The organism is Enterobacter chengduensis (assembly GCF_001984825.2).
In the GTDB taxonomy this organism is placed as follows: domain Bacteria; phylum Pseudomonadota; class Gammaproteobacteria; order Enterobacterales; family Enterobacteriaceae; genus Enterobacter; species Enterobacter chengduensis.
In genome coordinates this window covers 3,410,818-3,431,572 of the sequence record NZ_CP043318.1, presented here as the reverse complement: position 1 = coordinate 3,431,572, position 20,755 = coordinate 3,410,818, and the positions used below count along the sequence as shown (strand labels likewise).

Here is a 20,755-nt window from a genome sequence, read left to right as displayed (position 1 = left end):
TGAAACGCATTCATCATACAATTAAACCTAAAAATGTGCCACGGATCACATCATGAAATTTGAGCATACCAGACATTCCGGAATGGAACGTCGTGCTTTCCACGCTCAGGCAGAGCAGATACTATAGCGCGTCTTTTTTCACAGGTACTGCTATGCGTGTTTTACTGGCCCCAATGGAAGGCGTGCTCGATTCTCTCGTGCGCGAGCTTCTGACCGAGGTAAACGACTACGATCTCTGCGTGACGGAGTTTCTGCGCGTGGTCGATATGCTGTTGCCGGTAAAATCCTTCTATCGGCTGTGCCCCGAGCTGCATAACCAGAGCCGGACCTCTTCCGGGACGCTGGTGCGCATTCAGCTCCTCGGCCAGTATCCTGAATGGCTGGCGGAAAACGCCGCCCGCGCGGTGGAGCTGGGCTCTTACGGCGTCGATCTCAACTGCGGCTGCCCGTCAAAGCTGGTGAACGGCAGCGGCGGCGGGGCGACGCTGCTGAAGGATCCGGAGCTGATTTACCGCGGCGCGAAAGCCATGCGCGAGGCCGTGCCCTCACATTTGCCGGTGACGGTTAAAGTTCGCCTGGGATGGGACAGCGATGCCCGACAGTTCGAGATCGCCGATGCGGTGCAGCAGGCCGGGGCCACCGAGCTGGTGGTGCATGGCCGTACCAAAGAAGATGGCTACAAAGCCGAGCGCATTAACTGGCAGGCCATCGGCGAGATCCGCAAACGCCTCACCATTCCGGTGATCGCCAACGGCGAAATTTGGGACTACCAGAGCGCGCAGGCCTGTCTGCAGGCCACCGGCTGCGATGCGGTCATGATCGGCCGCGGCGCGCTGAACGTGCCTAATCTCAGCCGGGTGGTGAAATATAACGAACCGCGTTTGCCGTGGGCAGACGTCGTCACGCTGCTGCAAAAATATAGCCGTCTTGAAAAGCAGGGCGACACCGGTTTGTATCACGTCGCGCGAATTAAGCAGTGGCTGAGTTATTTACGCAAAGAGTACGACGACGCGCTGGGATTATTTCAGGAGATCCGTACGTTACAGACTTCGGCTGATATTGCCCGGGTTATTCAGTCGAAGTAACCTATTCATTTGATGAATAATTTTCTGATTATGTAAATGTATAACAATTTACGCATTGCCACGCATTACTAAAAAAACAAATAGCATCAAGCGTAATTTGCGCCTTTATTTTTTGAGTGTATGGCGTAATGAAACGTTTTCTTATTTTATCTCTGAGTGCTCCCTTTGCATTAATTCTGGCTGCCTGCGCGCCTGAGCATGCCACCGTCTCGCCGCTGAATACGCAAGCGGCCGCTGCTTCCGTGAAGACCACATTGCCCCCGGCCGCATGGCCGAAAAATGAGTGGTGGAAAGACTATAACGATCCCGAACTTAATTCGCTGATTGCGAAAGCGTTGAGCGATGCGCCGGATATGCAGATTGCCCGTCAGCGCATTACGCTTGCCGAAGCCCAGGCCAAAGCCACGATGGCTGCCGACGGTCCGCAAATTGATTTCTCCGCGGATGCGGAACGCCAGAAAATGTCCGCCGAAGGGCTGATGGGGCCCTTCGCCCTTACCGATCCGGCGGCGGGGACAACCGGGCCGTGGTACACCAACGGCACCTTTGGCCTGACCGCAGGCTGGGATCTCGATCTGTGGGGAAAAAATCGCGCCCGGGTCGAAGCCCGAATTGGCAAAGTGAATGCGCAAAAAGCGGAGATGGAGCAGACCCGTCAGTTGCTGGCCAGCAGCGTGGCGCGGCTCTACTGGGAGTGGCAAACGCAGGCCGCCGAGGGGGAGGTCCTCGCGCAGATCAAACATGAACAGGAGAATATCATCGGCGCCGACCGCGAGCTTTATCAGCACGGGATCACCTCCTCCGTGGAGGGCGTTGAAACCGATATCAACGCCAGCAAAACCGAAGAGCAGCTGGCCGGGGTCAACGGCAAGATGAAAGCCATCGAGGCGCGTCTGGTCGCGCTAACGAATTCCTCCTCCGTGAAGCTTACGCGGCACGCGCTGCCGACGGTCGACGCCGCATTACCGTCGACGCTTGGATATGAACTGCTGGCACGCCGTCCGGATCTTCAGGAGGCGCACTGGTATATCGAAGCCTCCATGAGCGAGGTGGAGGCCGCCAAAGCGGCGTTCTATCCTGACGTAAACCTGATGGCGTTCTTGCAGCAGGATGCCCTCCATCTGAGCGATCTGTTCCGTTCTTCCGCCCAGCAGATGGGCGTGACCGCCGGGCTGACGCTGCCCATTTTTGACAGCGGCAGGCTAAACGCCAGCCTGGATATCGCCCAGGCACAAAATAATCTCTCGGTGGCAAACTATAACAAAGCGGTGGTGGAGGCCGTTAATCAGGTGGCGCGCACGGCCAGTGAAGTCGAAACGCTGATGGCGAAGAACGGCCATCAGCAGCAGGTTGAAAAAGACGCGGCACGGATTGTGGCGCTGGCGCAGGCCCGTTTCAGCGCGGGTATCATTGCGGGCTCCCGGGTGAGTGAAGCCAGAATACCGGCCCTCAAAGAGCACCTCGAAGGATTGCTGCTGAAAGGCCAGTATGTCGACGCCACGCTGCAGCTGACGTCGGCGCTGGGCGGTGGTTATCATCATGGCTAAAAAAGGGCATTATCTATACTTACCTCTTTGCTGTTTTTCAGGAGGTGAGTATGACCAGAGTCGCGATTGTTACCGCATCGGATTCCGGGATTGGGAAAACCACGGCCCTGATGCTGGCCGAGCGCGGGTTTGATATCGGCGTCACCTGGCACTCGGATGAAAAAGGGGCGTTGGAAACCTGCCGTGAAGTTGAAGCAAAGGGGCAGCGCGCAGAGGCTATCCATCTTGATTTAAGCACGCTGCCGGAAGGCGCAGAGGCCATTGACGCGCTGATTGCGCGCTTTGGGCGGCTGGACGTGCTGGTCAATAATGCGGGTGCGATGACCAAAGCGCCGTTCCTTGATATGACGTTTGACGACTGGCGGAAGATTTTCACCGTCGACGTGGACGGTGCGTTTCTCTGTTCACAAATTGCCGCCCGGCAGATGGTGAAGCAGGGGAAAGGGGGGCGGATTGTGAACATCACCTCGGTACATGAACACACGCCCCTGCCGGAAGCGAGTGCCTACACGGCGGCGAAACACGCGCTCGGCGGGTTAACCAAATCCATGGCGTTGGAGCTGGTTAAGCACAACATCCTGGTGAACGCCGTCGCGCCGGGTGCCATTGCCACACCGATGAACGACATGGACGACAGTGGAGTGAAGGAGGGATCGATGCCGGAAATCCCGCTGGCAAGACCGGGCCACACCAAAGAGATTGCCAGCCTGGTGGCGTGGCTGTGCGACAGCGACGCCAGCTACACGACGGGGCAATCGTTTATCGTCGACGGAGGGTTTATGCTGGCCAACCCGCAGTTTAAGCCGGAGGGGTAGATTCCTTTCTCCCTTTCCATATGGCTGGATTGTTGATCAGATATACGGTGCTTTACAGTAAAATAAAAAAGGGACTCATTAGAGTCCCTTTTTCTTAAGCTACTGCTCTTTCATTCCAGGTGTCTTTAAACGTTATGTTCCCATCGCAATATTTCCATTCGATAGATTCATAACGGATTTCAACTTCTTCCATATGTTTACCTGCAACGCCAAGAGGAACTAAAACTGGAGATATTTTTTTTATTTTCACATTTTCCAATATTATATTGAAATATTCTATCTCTATTCCTGCTTCATTAATTCTGTACATTTTAATTATTGCTGAATTAAAGGTTCTACCCTGACACAGCCCTCTGAATAAATAGGGGGTGAGCCGATCCATCTCTTTTTCAAAAGTAATAGGCACATGTAGACGTGTTCCAGTAAGTTTTCCAGTGTTATGATCTGTGGGAATCCATACAGAATGATTGAAAGATTTGAGTTCTGTGGAGCCCAATCGTGTAGGCATTTGACATTCACCGATTAAAGGTGAATTATTTTCATCGGTAAGCCAAATATGTGCGGGTATAGACATTTATTTTTTTCTCTCATAAAAAAATGAAAAATATAAAACAGTAATAATTATAATTCCGACTATAACAATAGTGATAGCAGGGTTATCAATATACTTTACAGGTATATAGGCTAATAAAATTATAACTAAAATAGTTAAGTAAGTTTTCAATTGAAAGGTTAAATCATCAAAGATAAGCCTAAATATTTCTTTTAATATCTTATTCATAGGCTAGCCATTCGTTTTAATGCATTAATTATTTCAGCATTTGATGCAGTGCTTATATTTATATAACCAATGTCTAAGACTAATGGCTCTATTAAAAAGTACATCATTTCAAGTTTTTCCGCGTAAAGAGCATTGTAGTACAGTGGCAGAAAATATTTTAAATTATGTGCGCTATCAGCCGCATGTTGAACCGTACCGTATGTACTTAATGCTATTAATCCCCCTGACGTAAAGCCTCCAATTTTTTTCATCATTGCACTTTGTATAACTCCATTGATTTTACTCCCGTAGCAAATATATTTAACAACAGAATATACCAGTGCAAACCTTGAAGCTTGCATAACTGAATAGTGCTTTGTAGGCGGTACAACTTTTCTAAGAATAATGTTTTTTTCACTTTCAGATTTATTCTTAAGTAACGTTTCAACATAAATTAATATTAACCTAAAAATTATATCTCTATGCTTGATCAGTTCATATAAACCCAGTATAAAACGCTTATCTTCATTTTCAAGCCGTTTACACACATCTTTATAATTTTCTGTAAAGCAAGACGTGTAATAAACTGCTCTTGTTGCACCATCACCGAGATTATTTACATATTCGATAAATCCATCTTTCACACCAGCCAAAGCTTTATCTAATCTCACAGCTAATTCTTTGTCGGTACCTATTTTCTTAATAATATCTTCACTGTAATACATAATATTTCCCTGTGATTTGATGCGTTAATCATCTTATACGTTTTGCTTTGTTCAAAGTGATCGCGCTCTCAATTTTTTGTAAATAGTAAAAAAAAGCCACCTTTGTATTATCTGAATAAATGAGTGGTATTAAATAATTAAGCTGGTGAATGTAATGTTGAATTAGTTGTTGTTCATTATTTCTTTCAGCTTATTTTCCCATTTTAAAAGCGATTCCAGTTTTTCTTCATAGTAATCATATCTATCGTAATGGAACATTGATACGTCATGTAAAGCATGATGCTGAATTCTGTCACGAATCTCTTTTGTGATTTTCAATTGTCCAGCCAGTGTTTTAAATGTTCTGCGGAAATCTCTCGGGATAAATGAATCAACATGCTTTCGTTCACAAAAGCGTTTAACGTTATCCGAGAGTAAATCGCCAGTCATAAATTTTGTAGAGGCAACGGAATCCTCATCCAGTGGTGAGGGCATCAGACCGCACTCACTCCTCATCCCGCCTGTTATCCCGGTGCTTCAGCCACAGCCGAACCCCAATCACCGCCACGACCACCAGAATCAACCACGCCCAGTGCTTCAGGTGCTGGTCGAGATTGTGCAGCCACGGACCGATCACCTCGCCACCCACGTAACCGAGCGTCGTGAAGATCGCCGCCCACGCAATGGCGCCAAGAATATTCAGCGGCAGGAAAATTTTCGGGGGCAGACGGCTGGCCCCAATCAGTATCGGCCCGATTATCCTGAAGCCGTACATAAAACGGGTGCCAATCACGAACAGGTAAGGGTGTCGCTGGATCAGGCGCTGCGCGCGGTTTATTTTCATTTTGTGTTTAGCGAAACGCTTGAGCAGCGTGGGCCCAAAGCGCAGCCCCAGAAAGTAGAGCAGCTGATCGCCTATCATCCCGCCGAGGGCGACCGCGGCGACAACCAGCGGGAATTTCAGCAACCCCTGATGCGCGGCGACGCCGCCTAACAGCGTGATGGTTTCACCTTCTGCCACGCTGCCGATGACCAGCGCGGCATAGCCATATTGTTCAATGAGTGCGTTAATATCCATTACGTAAATGTTATCTCCCTCTGCGTACCTCGTTTAATCATATACCCCATGAATCAACAGCGGGGAAATCAACGGAAATTTCCCACTGTGCATAAAATAATCTAAACCCTGCATTATACTTGAAGTATCGCTGACGGGCCGACAACAAGGGGGCGCTATGAACCATGTCTGGGGACTTTTCTCCCATCCCGATCGTGAAATGCATGTCATTAAAAGTGAGAACGAAACGGTCTCGCATCATTACACGCACCACGTGCTGCTGATGGCTGCGGTGCCGGTAATATGCGCCTTTATCGGAACAACACAAATCGGCTGGAACTTCGGTGACGGCACCGTGGTTCAGCTTTCCTGGTTTACCGGACTCTATCTGGCCATCGTGTTCTATGGCCTGATGCTGGCAGGGGTAGCGATCATGGGTCGCGTCATTCACTGGATGGCGCGTAACTACCCGCAGCGTCCGTCGCTGGCGCACTGTATGGTTTTTGCCGGATACGTCGCGACCCCGCTGTTCTTAAGCGGTATTGTTGCGCTCTATCCCCTGGTCTGGCTGTGCGCGCTGATCGGTACCATTGCCCTCTTTTACACTGGCTATCTGCTGTACCTGGGGATCCCAACCTTCCTCAATATCAACAAAGAAGAGGGCCTGAGTTTTTCCAGCTCAACGCTCGCCATCGGGGTGCTGGTGCTGGAGGCGCTACTGGCGCTGACGGTTATTCTTTGGGGTTATGGATACCGTCTCTTCTGAGTTCACTGCATTGCTGGCGTAATTGCCAGCAATGCAGCATCTGTTCACGATTATCCGCTGGCGACAACGCCCGGTGACCGCTATGATGCCAAAGCCAGCCTGTATTTAACCGCTGATACAGGCGGTGTACGTCATTACGTGCGTGAATAATTATCAGAAGTCTCACCATGCTGAAATTCCGAGTCTCTTTACTTAGCCTCGCGCTGCTGCTGGGCGCGTCCGCCGCCGTGCCGGCCATCGCTAAAACGCCCGCGGTGACTGCCGCCGCTGCCCAGCCGCAAATTGCGTCCGGCAGCGCGATGATTGTCGATCTCAACACCAATAAGGTGATCTACGCCAGCCATCCGGACCTGGTGCGCCCGATCGCCTCGATTACCAAATTAATGACCGCGATGGTGGTGCTTGACGCCCATCTGCCGCTGGACGAAAAGCTGAAAGTGGATATCAGCCACACGCCGGAGATGAAAGGGATCTACTCTCGCGTACGGCTGAACAGTGAAATCAGCCGTAAAAATATGCTGCTGCTGGCGCTGATGTCGTCCGAAAACCGTGCGGCGGCGAGCCTGGCGCACCACTACCCGGGCGGCTACGATGCCTTTATCCGCGCGATGAACGCGAAAGCGAAAGCGCTGGGAATGAATAATACGCACTATGTTGAACCGACGGGTCTGTCGATCAACAACGTCTCCACCGCCCGCGATCTGACGAAACTGCTGATTGCCAGCAAGCAGTATCCGCTGATCGGTCAGCTCAGCACTACCCGGGAAGAGATGGCGACGTTTGCGAACCCGGCCTATACGCTGCCGTTCCGCAACACTAACCATCTGGTTTACCGGGATAACTGGAATATTCAGCTAACGAAAACCGGCTTTACCAACGCGGCGGGGCACTGTCTGGTGATGCGCACGGTGTTTAACGGCAAGCCGGTGGCGCTGGTGGTGATGGATGCCTTCGGCAAATACACCCACTTCGCGGATGCAAGCCGCCTGCGTACCTGGATTGAAACAGGAAAAGTGCAGCCCGTACCGGCCGCGGCGCTGACGTATAAAAAGCAGAAAGCCGAGCAGATGGCGACGGCGCAGAACGATTAGGTAAATGCAAAACGGTAACCCTGGTTACCGTTTTTTATGTTTTCTCCCTCTCCCTGTGGGAGAGGGCCGGGGTGAGGGCACCAGACCGCACGGCGTTTATTCCGGCAGCGTCCAGTCACCATCGTTGAGCGGGCGCTGCATAATCACCGTATCCCGCCAGTCGCCTTTCTTATACCCCACGCTGCGCAGCTGGCCGACAATCTCGAAGCCGTGCTTTTTATGCAGCCGCAACGAGCCGGCGTTATTATTGCCATCTCCCACCACGGCAATCATCTGCCGCCACGGGCCTTGCTCGCAGCGTGCAATCAGCGCAGACATTAGCGCCGAGCCAAAACCGCGCCCGGTGATGCTGGCATCGACGTAAATCGACTCTTCCAGGGTATAACGGTAGGCGTGTCGCGGACGATAAGGGGTAGCGTAGCAGTAGCCCACCACGATGCCGCGATACAGCGCGATAAGCCACGGTAAACCGTGCTCGGCCACGTTTTTCATTCGATGGCGCATTTCGTCGATGGTCGGAGGGACTTCCTCAAATGACGCGCGCCCGTGAAGCACATGCCAGGCATAAATGGCGGCGATGGCATGCACATCATCGGGAAGGGCATCGCGCACTTCCAGCTCGGTCTCGGATAAAACATCAATAGCCGACATGATGTGCCTGCTCCTCGTTATAGAATGCCGGAGAAACGTTTCTCCGGCGTCAGACGGTTACTCTATTACGATTAAGGCACGCTTAACAATCTCTCAAATTTGGCTGTAGGAATTAATCAGGCGCTTGCGTTATGGGCTGCTCCGCGTCTGTGCTCTCTTTCCAGTATTTCTTCCGCGTTGTTTTACCAATGCCGGGATTCATGCTGTTTGTAGGGTCATTCTCGCGATAAAACTGCTTAAGTGCGTCAGGGGCCTTATAAAGATGCCCAACGTTGTGCTCGGCAGGATATTGTGCGCCACGTTCACGCAACAGGGCGAGCATCTGCTCCTTCAGCGCGTGGGCATCCACCCCTTTTTTGACAATGTAATCCTGATGGAAGACGTAGCACATAAAGTGGCCGTAATAGAGCTTGTGCACCAGCTTGCTGTCGATTTCCGGCGGCAGGTGCTCAAACCACTCGGTGTCGTTACGACGCAGGGCGATATCCAGCGCCAGAATGTCCTCCACCTCTTCGGAATGCACCGCCTGGTAGCGGATGGCGGCACCTGCGGCGGCAAAGCGGTGCAGGAAGGCCTTGCTGCCCTCTTCAGGCGTACAGGCGAAGAAATCCCCTTCGGCGGTTTTGAAGAATTCGGTCAGCCAGCTCTGCGCTTCGGCGATCCCGTCCCCGGCCATTTTCAGCAGCAGATGGTGCTCGTACTTATCGCGCCAGGTTTTCATTCGCTCCGGCAAATGCGCGGGGAAAACGTTGCCCAGCTTCTGCATAAAGCGGTCAGTGAAGTGGGGTTTGAACAGCGACACTTTCTCCAGCATCGCGTCGGTACGGCCCTTCATGGTGAAGAAGAACGGCATTTTGTCGGTGCCGAGCCTGTCGATCATCAGGAACGTATCTTTGCCGTAACGCTCGGCGATGTCGTAAATGTCCCGGTGCATGTACTCGCCCGCCACCGGCAGATGGGTGAATTCGCCCAGAATATGACGGCGAATTTCGGTTAGCACCTCTGGCTGATTGGTACCGATATAAAACACCTGCTGCTTTTTCTCTGCCGGGAAGGTATCCAGACGCACCGCGAAAACGGCCAGCTTGCCCGCGCAGCCGGAGGATTCAAACAGGCGGTCCGGGTCGGCGTTGTAGCGCGCTGGGGTATCGGCGTCGATATCGCGCACGCGGGTCACGTAGTCATGATCGTGCGCATGGCGGCCGTCGTGCTGAACGTCTTCGTCCTTCACGCGATCGTCGTCGAGCTTGCTGAGGATCTGTTCCGGCGTGACGCCGAGATCGATACCCAGATGGTTAACCAGCGTCAGCTTGCCGTTTTCATCTATTCGGGCAAACAGCGACATCTCGGTGTAGGCCGGGCCGCGCTGTACCAGCGAGCCGCCGGAGTTATTGCAGATCCCACCCACGACCGAAGCGCCAATGCAGGAGGAGCCAATCACCGAGTGCGGCTCACGACCCAGCGGCTTAAGCGCTTTTTCCAGGGAGTAGAGCGTGGTGCCGGGGAAGGCCAGCACCTGCTCGCCCTTGTCCAGCAGGTGCAGCTTGTCGAGGCGCAGGGTGCTGATAATCACGATGTCACGATCGTAATCGTTGCCGTTCGGCGTGGAGCCTTCGGTCAGGCCGGTATTGGCGGCCTGCATTAAAATAATCTTGTCGGCGGCGACGCAGGCGCTCAGCACGCGCCACAGCTCCAGCAGCGTGCCGGGGAAGACCACCGCCAGCGCGTCGCCCTGTCCGGAGCGGAAGCCCTTGCGGTAGCGGGCGGTTTTGGCCGGGTCGGTAAGCAGGTGAGAGGAGCCAACCAGGCGCGACAGTTCGTTAATAAATGTTTTGTTATCGTCAGTTCGAACAGAAGACATCTTCCACTCCTTGTGGTGGGGCAAATTTCTCGCTGTAAAGCATAGCGCGATTAACCGTTAAGCGGTCGAGTATTCACGAGAAAAATCAGAGAATAACCCTGCAACGATCGGAGGGTTTGTGGCACACTGCGCTTTTCGCACGGTATGGCCGAGATCGTCCGGCGGTTATTGATGAGAGAGTAAAACGACATGAAATGGCTATGTTCTGTAGGTGTCGCCGTCAGCCTGGCGCTGCAACCTGCGCTGGCAGACGATTTGTTTGGCAATCACCCGCTCACGCCTGAAGCACGCGACGCGTTTGTCACGGAATTGCTCAAGAAAATGACGGTCGATGAGAAAATCGGCCAGCTGCGTCTTATCAGCGTCGGCCCGGATAACCCGAAAGAGGCCATCCGCGAGATGATCAAAGACGGGCAGGTAGGGGCCATTTTTAATACCGTCACCCGCCAGGATATCCGCAAGATGCAGGATCAGGTGATGGATCTCAGCCGCCTGAAAATCCCGCTGTTCTTCGCCTATGACGTGGTGCACGGTCAGCGTACCGTTTTCCCCATCAGCCTCGGCTTAGCGTCTTCCTTCAACCTCGACGCGGTGAAAACCGTCGGACGCGTGTCGGCGTATGAAGCGGCGGACGACGGCCTGAACATGACCTGGGCGCCGATGGTGGACGTCTCGCGCGATCCGCGCTGGGGCCGCGGCTCGGAAGGCTTTGGTGAAGATACCTATTTAACCGCCACGATGGGTAAAACCATGGTGGAAGCGATGCAGGGCAAAAGCCCGGCGGACCGCTACTCGGTGATGACCAGCGTCAAACACTTTGCGGCCTACGGCGCGGTGGAGGGCGGTAAAGAGTACAACACCGTCGACATGAGTCCGCAGCGCCTGTTTAACGACTACATGCCGCCGTACAAGGCAGGGCTGGATGCGGGCAGCGGCGCGGTGATGGTGGCGCTGAACTCGCTGAACGGCACGCCTGCGACCTCCGATTCCTGGCTGCTGAAAGACGTGCTGCGCGACCAGTGGGGCTTTAAGGGCATCACCGTGTCCGACCACGGCGCGATTAAAGAGCTGATCAAACACGGTACGGCCTCCGACCCGGAAGACGCGGTGCGCGTGGCGCTCAAGTCCGGCATCAACATGAGCATGAGCGACGAGTACTACAGCAAGTACCTGCCGGGGCTGGTGAAGAGCGGCAAGGTGACGATGGCGGAGCTGGACGATGCCGCGCGTCACGTGCTGAACGTAAAATACGACATGGGGCTGTTTAACGATCCGTACAGCCACCTGGGCCCGAAAGCGTCTGACCCGGCGGACACCAACGCCGAAAGCCGCCTGCACCGCAAAGAGGCGCGTGACGTGGCGCGCGAAAGCCTGGTGCTGCTGAAAAACCGCCTCGACACGCTGCCGCTGAAAAAATCCGGCACCATTGCCGTGGTGGGCCCGCTGGCCGACAGCAAGCGCGACGTGATGGGCAGCTGGTCCGCCGCGGGCGTGGCCGACCAGTCGGTGACCGTGCTGACCGGCATCAAGAGCGCCGTGGGGGATAACGCCAAAGTGGTGTACGCCAAAGGGGCAAACGTCACCAACGATAAAGACATCGTGACCTTCCTCAACCAGTACGAGGAAGCGGTGAAGGTCGATCCGCGCACGCCGAAGGAGATGATCGACGAGGCGGTGAACGCCGCGAAGCAGTCTGACGTCGTTGTCGCGGTCGTGGGCGAAGCGCAGGGGATGGCGCACGAAGCCTCCAGCCGGACCGACATCACCATTCCGCAGAGCCAGCGCGATCTGATTGCCGCCCTGAAAGCCACCGGCAAGCCGCTGGTGCTGGTGCTGATGAACGGTCGTCCGCTGGCGCTGGTGAAAGAGGACCAGCAGGCAGACGCCATCCTGGAAACCTGGTTCGCCGGTACCGAAGGCGGTAACGCCATCGCCGACGTGCTGTTCGGTGATTACAACCCGTCCGGCAAGCTGCCGATGTCCTTCCCGCGCTCCGTCGGCCAGATCCCGGTCTACTACAGCCACCTGAATACCGGTCGTCCGTACAACGCCGACAAGCCGAACAAATACACCTCGCGTTACTTCGACGAAGCGAACGGCCCGCTGTATCCGTTTGGTTACGGCCTGAGCTACACCACCTTCAAGGTCTCTGACGTGAAAATGTCGGCCCCGACCCTGAAGCGTGACGGTAAGGTCACCGCCAGCGTTGAGGTGACCAACACCGGCAAGCGCGAAGGGGCAACGGTGATTCAGATGTACGTTCAGGATGTTACCGCCTCGATGAGTCGTCCCGTGAAGCAGCTGCGCGGCTTCGAGAAGGTCAATCTGAAGCCGGGAGAAACCCAAACCATCAGCTTCCCGATTGACGTGGATGCGCTGAAGTTCTGGAACCAGCAGATGAAATACGACGCGGAACCGGGCAAGTTTAACGTCTTTATCGGCGTGGATTCCGCCCGCGTGAATAAAGGCGAGTTCGAGCTGCTGTAACGTTTCCCTCCTGTGCATCCCCCGTCTCGCGGGGGATGCGTCTTACCTTATGCTAAAAAGGCATTTTGCCGGGTAAATCCGCCGTTTTAAGCTACGCTTTTCACTCAAGCCTCTGAAAAAGGCGATAAAAAAATGAGGATAGCGGAATGACGATTAAAACGGGGATGGCCGTTTCGGCAGCGTTACTTGCGGCGCTCAGCCTGCCGCTGCAGGCGGCGGAGCCGGTAAAGGTGGGCTCAAAGATCGATACCGAAGGCGCGCTGCTCGGCAATATCATCCTGCAGGTGCTGGAAAGCCACGGCGTGAAAACGGTCAATAAAGTTCAGCTGGGCACCACGCCCGTCGTGCGCGGGGCGATTACCTCCGGCGAGCTGGATATCTATCCGGAATACACCGGCAACGGGGCCTTCTTCTTCAAACAAGAAAACGATCCGGCATGGAAAAACGCCAAAGCCGGATATGAAAAGGTTAAAAAACTCGACGCGGAGCAGAACAAGCTGGTCTGGCTGACTCCGGCTCCGGCCAACAACACCTGGACTATCGCCGTGCGCAAGGACGTGGCGGAGAAAGGCAAGCTGACTACGCTTGCGGATCTCAGCCGCTATCTGAAAGAGAAGGGCGACTTTAAGCTTGCCGCGTCCGCGGAGTTTATCGAGCGTCCTGACGCGCTCCCGGCGTTTGAAAAAGCCTACGACTTCAAGCTCGACCAGGCGCAGCTGCTCTCGCTGGCGGGCGGGGATACGGCGGTGACCATCAAGGCGGCGGCGCAGCAAACCTCTGGCGTTAACGCGGCGATGGCCTACGGCACCGACGGCCCGGTGGCGGCGCTTGGCCTGCAAACCCTGACCGATCCAAAAGGCGTGCAGCCGATTTACGCCCCGACCCCGGTCGTGCGTGAGGCGGTGTTGAAAGCCCATCCGGAGATTGCCGACTGGCTCAAGCCGGTCTTCGAAAAGCTGGATGAAAAAACGCTGCAGCAGCTGAATGCCAGCATTGCCGTCGAGGGACTGGATGCCAAAAAAGTGGCCGCCGACTTCCTGAAACAACAAGGGCTTGTGAAGTAACGGGAAAGGGCTGTGCCGATAAAATGTCATAACCGCGTCCTGCTGCTGTTGGCCTTTGTGGCCTTCGCGGCGGTCGCGTTACCGTTTGTCAACGTTGCCCCAAACCGGCTGATGTCGGGGGAGGGGAAAGCGCTCTGGCAGGTCTGGTCGTTTACGCCGGGGTGGCTTATGGCGTCGCTGGGCGCGTGGGTGATCCTGTCGCTCTGGCAGGGACGCCCGGCGCAGTGGCTTACGCTGCTCCTCTCTGAAGGGCTGTTCATCATCCTGTTCTGGAGCGCCGGTCTGGCGGCGACGCATATGGCTTCGGCGGAAAGTCCGCTGGCGAGAACCACGATAGGCAGCGGCCTGTGGCTGTGGCTGGCGCTCTGCCTGCTGGCCTGCAGCGATGCCATTCGTCGACTCATCGCCAGTTCCGTCTGGCGCTGGGTACTCAACGCGCAGATATGGTGTATTCCCTTGTTCCTGCTGTTCAGCGGGGAGTTGAACAATCTCTCGCTGTTAAAAGAGTACGCCAACCGCCAGGAGGTGTTTGACGATGCCCTGGCGCAGCACCTGACGATCCTCCTCGGCACGCTCTTGCCGGCGCTTCTGCTCGGGATCCCCCTGGGCATGTGGTGCTATCGCCATCCTTCACGTCAGGGCGGGGTCTTCGCCGTGCTCAACGTCATCCAGACCATTCCCTCCGTTGCGCTGTTTGGCCTGCTGATTGCCCCCCTGGCCGGGCTGGTGAAGGCTGTTCCGGTGCTGGGAACGCTGGGCATAGCCGGAACGGGGCTAACGCCCGCCCTGATCGCGCTGGTGCTGTACGCGCTGCTGCCGCTGGTGCGCGGCGTGGTGGCGGGTTTAGGCCAGGTCGCGCCGGACGTGCTGGAAAGCGCCCATGCGATGGGAATGAGCGCGCGGCAGTGTTTCTGGAAAATTCAGCTGCCGCTGGCGCTGCCCCTGCTGCTGCGCAGCCTGCGGGTGGTGGCGGTCCAGACCGTCGGCATGGCGGTAATTGCGGCGCTGATTGGCGCGGGCGGCTTTGGCGCGCTGGTGTTTCAGGGCCTGCTGAGCAGCGCTCTCGACCTGGTGTTATTGGGCGTGGTGCCCACCATTGCGCTGGCGGTTGTCGTCGACGCGCTGTTTGCCTTATGGCTCGCGTTGCTCAGGAGAAGCGCCAATGATTGAATTTCACGATGTCAGTAAAACCTTTGCCGGTCGTCCGGCGGCGAGCCACCTGAACCTGAACTTTGCCGAGGGGGCGTTTTCCGTGCTGATCGGCACCTCCGGTTCCGGAAAATCTACCACGCTGAAGATGATCAACCGTCTGGTGGAGCACGACAGCGGACTGATCCGCTTTGCCGGGGAGGAGATCCGCAGCCTGCCGGTGCTGGAGCTGCGCCGCCGGATGGGCTATGCCATTCAGTCCATCGGCCTGTTTCCCCACTGGACGGTGGCGCAAAACATCGCCACCGTGTTGCAGCTGGAGAAATGGTCGCGGACAAAAATTGCCGATCGGGTTGATGAGCTGATGTCTCTGCTGGGGCTCGAGCCCGCGCTGCGCGACCGCTATCCGCATCAGTTATCCGGAGGCCAGCAGCAGCGCGTGGGCGTGGCGCGCGCGCTGGCGGCCAACCCGCAGGTGCTGCTGATGGATGAGCCTTTTGGCGCGCTGGATCCAGTTACGCGCGGTGCGCTGCAGGCCGAGATGACCCGCATTCACCGCATTCTCGGACGCACCATCGTTCTCGTGACGCACGATATTGATGAAGCCCTGCGCCTGGCCGACCATCTGGTGCTGATGGATCATGGCGAGGTAGTGCAGCAGGGCTCGCCGCTTGAGCTGTTAACCTGGCCGAAAAACGACTTTGTGCGCGAGTTTTTTGGCCGCAGCGAGCTGGGCGTCAGGCTGCTCTCCCTGCGTACGGTCAGCGACTATATGCGCCGGGAGGCGGTGCCGCTGAGCGGCGAACCGCTGCAGGAACAGATGAGCCTGCGGGATGCCCTCTCGGCGTTTGTCGCGCGCCAGTGCGAGGTATTGCCCGTCTCGGATGCCCGCGGGACGCCGTGCGGAACCTTACACTTTCGCGATCTGCTGGCCGGGGAGGTGACGCGTGAAGGCACTGCGTGATCCGCTCCTCTGGCTGGTAGCGCTCTTTGTCGCCTTACTGTTCCTGATGCCCCACAGCGCGGCGCTGTTTAACGGCCTCTTTCCGGGGCTGCCGCGGCCGGTGTATCAGCAGGAGAGCTTTATTAATCTCGCCCTGGCGCATCTCTGGCTGGTGGCGATCTCAAGCGCTATCGCGATTGCGCTGGGCACGGGGGCAGGTATTGCGGTCACTCGGCCCGGGGGCAAGGAGTTTCGTCCACTGGTGGAGACGATTGCGGCCATTGGTCAGACGTTTCCCCCGGTAGCGGTACTGGCGATTGCGGTGCCGGTGATGGGCTTTGGTCAGCAGCCTGCCATTATTGCGCTGATTTTATACGGCGTATTGCCGGTGCTGCAGGGCACGCTGGCGGGCATCGCGGCGGTACCGGCGTCCGTGCTGAGCGTGGCGGAAGGGATGGGGATGAGTCGCGGTCAGCGGCTGCGCAAGGTCGAACTGCCGCTCGCGGCACCGGTGATCGTTGCCGGGATCCGAACGTCGGTGATTATTAACATCGGGACGGCGACCATTGCGTCGACGGTCGGGGCCAATACGCTGGGCACGCCAATTATTATCGGCCTGAGCGGATTTAATACGGCTTATATTGTGCAGGGGGCGGTGCTGGTTGCGCTGGCGGCCATCGTCGTCGATCGCGCTTTTGAGCGGCTGGCGCTGTACCTCAGCCGACACCGCCGCGAACGATAAACGAGTATCCTGCCAGCATCACGCCGCCGATACCGCTTACGGCCATCAGAACAAAAAGGGTAATAATGGCCAGTTTGGTTGCCTTCATCATGTGCTCCTGTTGTTAACGGAACAATTATACGGTGAAGCGCAGCTGTTAATGAACCATTAAATGCCGTTATGGCGCTTCCGGGCCAAGGGAGTAGACCGGGTAACCATTCTCGCGCCACTCCGTCAGCAGCTGTTGCTGCGTGGCGGAGGGCACTTCGCCACACCAGACCAGCAGGGTCTGGCCGTCGAAAAACTCGGGTCTGAGCTGCGCCAGCGAGTGCGCCAGGACATCCACGCGCCAGCCCTTCTGGGTGGCAATCCACGCTTCCAGCCACAGGCGGGTGGTATCGTGCACGTTCCAGCCGACCACCAGCGCATCTTTTCCGGTTTTGTTCTTCGCCGAGGCAAGGCAGACGGCAATGTAGTTGATCAGCACGCCGTCGAGCATGCTGAGCAGCGCCTGCAGGGTGGACTGCTGGCACTGCAGGCGTCGGCGGAGCGGAATGAAAAGATGGGTGATAAGCGTCTGGGCCGGATAATCGCGGCCCTGCTCTTTTATCCATGCGCGCACGCGCTGGAGATTGCCCGCCTGCAGGAGCCGCAGCAGGGTTTCCTGTTGTTCGCGCCAGAGGCGGTGCGTGTCCGGGTCATCGTGACTCAGCAGGGACTTCACTTTGCCGACCTGCACCCCGTTGTCGATCCAGCTTTTAATTTCGCGGATCCGGTCGATATCGGCCTCATTGAAAAGGCGATGGCCGCCGTCCGTCCTCTGCGGTTTGAGTAATCCATATCGTCGCTGCCATGCCCGTAGGGTAACGGGATTGATATCACAAAGGAGTGCCACTTCACCGATTGTGTAAAGCGCCATATTCGCCCCCTAGCTTACGCGTCCCCAGCTTAACTGTAGACTCACTTTGACGAACCAGGAAGGATTGATTGATTTTTGAACAAACTATGCGAAGCATGCGCGATATTGAGAAAAAGGTGTGATAACGAACACGATTTTGCGCTTTTTTGGGATGCTTCAAAGAAAGTCGCCCTACATCAGTGTATGTTACGCGTTTTTTAGCGTGTGCGGTTTTGAGTATGTACGAGTTTAATCTGGTGCTGCTGTTGCTTCAGCAGATGTGCGTGTTTCTGGTTATTGCCTGGCTGATGAGCAAAACGCGCCTGTTTATTCCGTTGATGCAGGTCACCGTTCGTTTACCGCACAAGCTGCTCTGCTACGTCACCTTCTCTATTTTCTGCATCATGGGGACCTATTTCGGTCTTCATATCGAAGATTCCATTGCCAACACGCGTGCGATAGGCGCGGTCATGGGCGGGCTGCTGGGCGGCCCCGTCGTCGGTGGGCTTGTGGGGTTAACCGGCGGGCTGCATCGTTATTCCATGGGCGGCATGACGGCGCTCAGCTGCATGATCTCTACGATCGTGGAAGGGCTGCTCGGCGGGCTGGTGCACAGCTATATGATCAAGCGCGGCCGCCCGGATAAAGTCTTCAGCCCGCTTACCGCCGGTGCCATTACCTTTGTGGCCGAAATGGCGCAGATGGCGATCATCCTGCTCATTGCCCGTCCGTTTGACGATGCGCTGCACCTGGTCAGCAGCATTGCCGCCCCGATGATGGTCACTAACACCGTGGGGGCGGCGCTGTTTATGCGCATTCTGCTCGACAAACGCGCCATGTTTGAGAAGTACACCTCGGCCTTTTCCGCCACGGCGCTGAAGGTCGCCGCCTCGACCGAAGGGATCCTGCGCCAGGGCTTCAACGAAGAGAACAGCATGAAGGTGGCGCAGGTGCTCTACAAGGAGCTGGATATCGGCGCGGTGGCCATTACCGACCGCGAGCGGCTGCTGGCCTTTACCGGGACCGGGGACGATCACCATCTGCCGGGCAAACCGATCTCCTCAGCCTATACGCTGCGCGCCATCGAAACCGGAGAGGTGGTCTATGCCGACGGAAACGAGGTGCCTTACCGCTGTTCGCTGCATCCGCAGTGCAAGCTGGGCTCCACGCTGGTGATTCCGCTGCGCGGGGAAAACCAGCGGGTGATGGGGACCATCAAGCTGTATGAGGCGAAAAACCGTCTGTTCAGCTCCATCAACCGCACCCTGGGGGAGGGGATTGCCCAGCTGCTCTCCGCGCAAATCCTCGCCGGGCAGTATGAGCGGCAGAAAGCCCTGCTGACGCAGTCCGAAATTAAGCTGCTGCATGCCCAGGTTAATCCGCACTTCCTGTTTAACGCCCTCAACACGCTCAAGGCGGTCATCCGCCGCGACAGCGATCAGGCCGCGCAGCTGGTGCAGTTTCTCTCGACCTTTTTCCGCAAGAACCTGAAGCGGCCGTCGGAGATCGTCACCCTCGCCGATGAGATTGAGCACGTGAATGCCTATCTGCAGATAGAGCAGGCGCGTTTCCAGTCGCGCCTGCAGGTGTCGCTCTCCGTGCCGGACGAGCTGGCGTATCAGCATCTTCCGGCCTTTACCCTGCAGCCAATTGTCGAAAACGCCATTAAGCACGGCACGTCGCAGCTTCTGGGAACGGGGGAGATAACCATTGCCGCCAGCCGGTTTAACCATCATCTGGTGCTGGATATTGAAGACAATGCCGGGCTTTATCAGCCTTCCGCCTCCGGCGGTTTAGGGATGAGCCTGGTGGATAAACGCCTGCGCGCCCATTTTGGCGACGACTGCGGCATTACCGTTGCCTGTGAGCCAGACCGATTTACCCGTATTACCGTACGACTGCCGCTGGAGGAAAACGCATGTTAAGAGTGCTGATTGTGGATGACGAGCCGCTGGCACGGGAAAATCTGCGCGTTCTGCTGCAGGAGCAGCCGGATATTGAGATTGTGGGGGAGTGCGCGAACGCCATTGAGGCCATCGGCGCGGTGCACAAGCTGCGCCCGGACGTGCTGTTCCTCGACATTCAAATGCCCCGCATCAGCGGGCTGGAGATGGTCGGCATGCTCGACCCGGCGCATCGCCCCTACATCGTCTTTCTGACGGCGTTCGATGAATATGCCGTTAAGGCCTTCGAGGAGCACGCGTTTGACTATCTGCTCAAGCCGATTGAAGAGAAGCGTCTGGAAAAAACGCTCACCCGTTTACGCCAGGAGCGCACCGTGCAGGACGTCACGCTGCTGCCCGAAAACCAGCTGCCGCTGAAGTTTATCCCCTGCACCGGGCACAGCCGGATTTATCTTCTGCAGATGGATGACGTGGCCTTTGTCAGCAGCCGACTGAGCGGCGTGTTTGTCACCAGCGCGGAAGGGAACGAAGGGTTTACCGAGCTGACGCTGCGCACGCTGGAGAGCCGCACGCCGCTGATCCGCTGCCACCGGCAGTACCTGGTCAATATGGCCCACCTGAAGGAGATCCGCCTGGAAGATAACGGCCAGGCCGAGCTGGTGCTGCGTGCCGGGCAAACGGTCCCCGTCAGCCGCCGCTACCTGAAGAGTTTGAAAGAGGCGATTGGCCTGTAAAACTGGTACACTGCGCGCCATTGCATCATCGACATTCGAAGGCTCTATGCTAAGTAACGATATTCTTCGTAGCCTGCGCTACACCCTGAAAGCGAACAATAACGACATGGTGCGCATTCTTGCGCTCTCCGACATGGAATCCACGTCTGCGAGTTTTGACACGTGGATGACCAAAGAAGACGAAGAGGGCTTTGTCCGCTGCCCGGACATCATTCTGTCGGGGTTTCTGAACGGCCTGATTTACGATAAGCGCGGCAAAGATCCGGCCGCGCCAGAGCTGGCGCTGGAGCGTCGCGTGAATAACAACACGGTGCTGAAAAAGCTGCGCATCGCGTTCTCGCTGAAAACGGACGATATCGTGGCGATCATGACGGAGCAAAAATTCCGCGTATCCGTGCCGGAAGTGACCGCCATGATGCGCGCGGCGGACCATAAAAACTACCGCGAGTGCGGCGACCAGTTTCTGCGTAATTTCCTGCGCGGGCTGACCCACCGGGTGCATCACCCTAAAGCGTAAA

General features: G+C 56.2%; 20 protein-coding genes and 1 pseudogene. 13 read left to right on the top strand and 8 right to left on the bottom strand.

All coding sequences use genetic code 11. From position 1 onward, the window contains the following. Positions 1-152 precede the first annotated feature (152 nt). From dusC to FY206_RS16630, 3 genes are all read left to right on the top strand, one after another. On the top strand, positions 153-1,085 hold the full coding sequence (gene dusC, locus FY206_RS16640; protein ID WP_032641765.1) for a tRNA dihydrouridine(16) synthase DusC: 933 nt from the start codon (positions 153-155) through the stop codon (positions 1,083-1,085). Positions 1,086-1,213: 128 nt separating this feature from the next. Then, positions 1,214-2,632, top strand: coding sequence for a multidrug resistance outer membrane protein MdtQ (gene mdtQ / locus FY206_RS16635; protein WP_032641763.1), 1,419 nt, complete (start codon positions 1,214-1,216; stop codon positions 2,630-2,632). Positions 2,633-2,682: 50 nt separating this feature from the next. Continuing rightward, positions 2,683-3,447 carry an SDR family oxidoreductase gene (locus FY206_RS16630; protein WP_077064493.1) on the top strand — a complete coding sequence of 255 codons (765 nt, stop codon included), beginning with the start codon at positions 2,683-2,685 and terminating at the stop codon, positions 3,445-3,447. Between the two features lie 94 nt (positions 3,448-3,541). Here FY206_RS16630 and FY206_RS16625 read toward each other — a convergent pair whose 3' ends face one another. The 4 genes and pseudogenes from FY206_RS16625 to FY206_RS16610 form a co-directional block, all read right to left on the bottom strand. Beyond that, on the bottom strand, positions 3,542-4,021 hold the full coding sequence (locus FY206_RS16625) for an Hcp family type VI secretion system effector (protein ID WP_077064494.1): 480 nt from the start codon (positions 4,019-4,021) through the stop codon (positions 3,542-3,544). A 203-nt stretch (positions 4,022-4,224) separates the two neighbouring features. Beyond that, positions 4,225-4,932 (bottom strand): hypothetical protein, encoded by a 708-nt coding sequence (locus FY206_RS16620; RefSeq protein ID WP_032641756.1) that lies wholly within the window; start codon positions 4,930-4,932, stop codon positions 4,225-4,227. Between the two features lie 162 nt (positions 4,933-5,094). Then, a pseudogene (locus tag FY206_RS25615) lies at positions 5,095-5,298 on the bottom strand (tyrosine-type recombinase/integrase); the annotation flags it as partial. Between the two features lie 118 nt (positions 5,299-5,416). Then, positions 5,417-5,989, bottom strand: a complete 573-nt coding sequence (locus FY206_RS16610; RefSeq protein WP_032641753.1) for a DedA family protein — start codon at positions 5,987-5,989, stop codon at positions 5,417-5,419. A gap of 157 nt (positions 5,990-6,146) precedes the next feature. Between FY206_RS16610 and FY206_RS16605 the strand changes: the two genes are divergently transcribed. After that, positions 6,147-6,734: a Yip1 family protein gene (locus tag FY206_RS16605; protein WP_032641751.1), complete on the top strand. Its 588-nt coding sequence runs from the start codon at positions 6,147-6,149 to the stop codon at positions 6,732-6,734. 167 nt (positions 6,735-6,901) lie between these two features. Further along, complete coding sequence (pbpG, locus tag FY206_RS16600) at positions 6,902-7,825, top strand: D-alanyl-D-alanine endopeptidase (protein ID WP_032641749.1); 924 nt, start codon at positions 6,902-6,904, stop codon at positions 7,823-7,825. 96 nt (positions 7,826-7,921) lie between these two features. Here the strand turns inward: pbpG and FY206_RS16595 are convergent, their stop codons facing one another. Beyond that, complete coding sequence (locus tag FY206_RS16595) at positions 7,922-8,476, bottom strand: GNAT family N-acetyltransferase (protein ID WP_032641747.1); 555 nt, start codon at positions 8,474-8,476, stop codon at positions 7,922-7,924. A gap of 112 nt (positions 8,477-8,588) precedes the next feature. Then, positions 8,589-10,337 carry a D-lactate dehydrogenase gene (gene dld / locus FY206_RS16590; RefSeq protein ID WP_032641745.1) on the bottom strand — a complete coding sequence of 583 codons (1,749 nt, stop codon included), beginning with the start codon at positions 10,335-10,337 and terminating at the stop codon, positions 8,589-8,591. 189 nt (positions 10,338-10,526) lie between these two features. On the opposite strand from dld, the gene bglX reads away from it, so the two are divergent. The 5 genes from bglX to FY206_RS16565 all read left to right on the top strand — a co-directional run bounded on the left by bglX (position 10,527) and on the right by FY206_RS16565 (position 16,722). Beyond that, entirely contained in the window at positions 10,527-12,824 is a 2,298-nt protein-coding gene (bglX, locus tag FY206_RS16585) for a beta-glucosidase BglX (RefSeq protein WP_032641743.1), read from the top strand. A gap of 146 nt (positions 12,825-12,970) precedes the next feature. Continuing rightward, a complete protein-coding gene (osmF, locus tag FY206_RS16580) occupies positions 12,971-13,888 on the top strand; it encodes a glycine betaine ABC transporter substrate-binding protein OsmF (protein WP_032641742.1) in 918 nt (305 codons plus the stop codon). 12 nt (positions 13,889-13,900) lie between these two features. After that, the gene (locus FY206_RS16575) at positions 13,901-15,058 is read left to right on the top strand and encodes an ABC transporter permease (protein WP_032641740.1); all 1,158 of its coding nucleotides are present in this window, start codon (positions 13,901-13,903) and stop codon (positions 15,056-15,058) included. Further along, positions 15,051-16,001 (top strand): ABC transporter ATP-binding protein, encoded by a 951-nt coding sequence (locus FY206_RS16570; protein ID WP_032641738.1) that lies wholly within the window; start codon positions 15,051-15,053, stop codon positions 15,999-16,001. Before FY206_RS16575 ends, FY206_RS16570 begins: the two co-directional genes overlap by 8 nt. Continuing rightward, positions 15,985-16,722 carry an ABC transporter permease gene (locus FY206_RS16565; RefSeq protein ID WP_032641736.1) on the top strand — a complete coding sequence of 246 codons (738 nt, stop codon included), beginning with the start codon at positions 15,985-15,987 and terminating at the stop codon, positions 16,720-16,722. The genes FY206_RS16570 and FY206_RS16565 overlap by 17 nt, the downstream gene beginning before the upstream one ends. On the opposite strand, the gene FY206_RS16560 is transcribed toward FY206_RS16565, so the two are convergent. Continuing rightward, the gene (locus FY206_RS16560; protein ID WP_008500895.1) at positions 16,697-16,810 is read right to left on the bottom strand and encodes a protein YohO; all 114 of its coding nucleotides are present in this window, start codon (positions 16,808-16,810) and stop codon (positions 16,697-16,699) included. The two genes, FY206_RS16565 and FY206_RS16560, sit on opposite strands and share 26 nt — an antisense overlap. Positions 16,811-16,879: 69 nt before the next feature. Next, a complete protein-coding gene (gene mlrA, locus FY206_RS16555; protein ID WP_045890553.1) occupies positions 16,880-17,620 on the bottom strand; it encodes an HTH-type transcriptional regulator MlrA in 741 nt (246 codons plus the stop codon). A 218-nt stretch (positions 17,621-17,838) separates the two neighbouring features. On the opposite strand from mlrA, the gene FY206_RS16550 reads away from it, so the two are divergent. From FY206_RS16550 to FY206_RS16540, 3 genes are read left to right on the top strand one after another with little or no spacing between them, the layout of a single operon-like run. Then, positions 17,839-19,524, top strand: coding sequence for a sensor histidine kinase (locus FY206_RS16550; RefSeq protein WP_032641731.1), 1,686 nt, complete (start codon positions 17,839-17,841; stop codon positions 19,522-19,524). Continuing rightward, positions 19,518-20,237 carry a two-component system response regulator BtsR gene (btsR, locus tag FY206_RS16545; protein WP_032641728.1) on the top strand — a complete coding sequence of 240 codons (720 nt, stop codon included), beginning with the start codon at positions 19,518-19,520 and terminating at the stop codon, positions 20,235-20,237. Before FY206_RS16550 ends, btsR begins: the two co-directional genes overlap by 7 nt. 46 nt (positions 20,238-20,283) lie before the next feature. Beyond that, positions 20,284-20,754 carry a YehS family protein gene (locus FY206_RS16540; RefSeq protein WP_032641725.1) on the top strand — a complete coding sequence of 157 codons (471 nt, stop codon included), beginning with the start codon at positions 20,284-20,286 and terminating at the stop codon, positions 20,752-20,754. The last annotated feature ends 1 nt before the right edge of the window (position 20,755 follow it).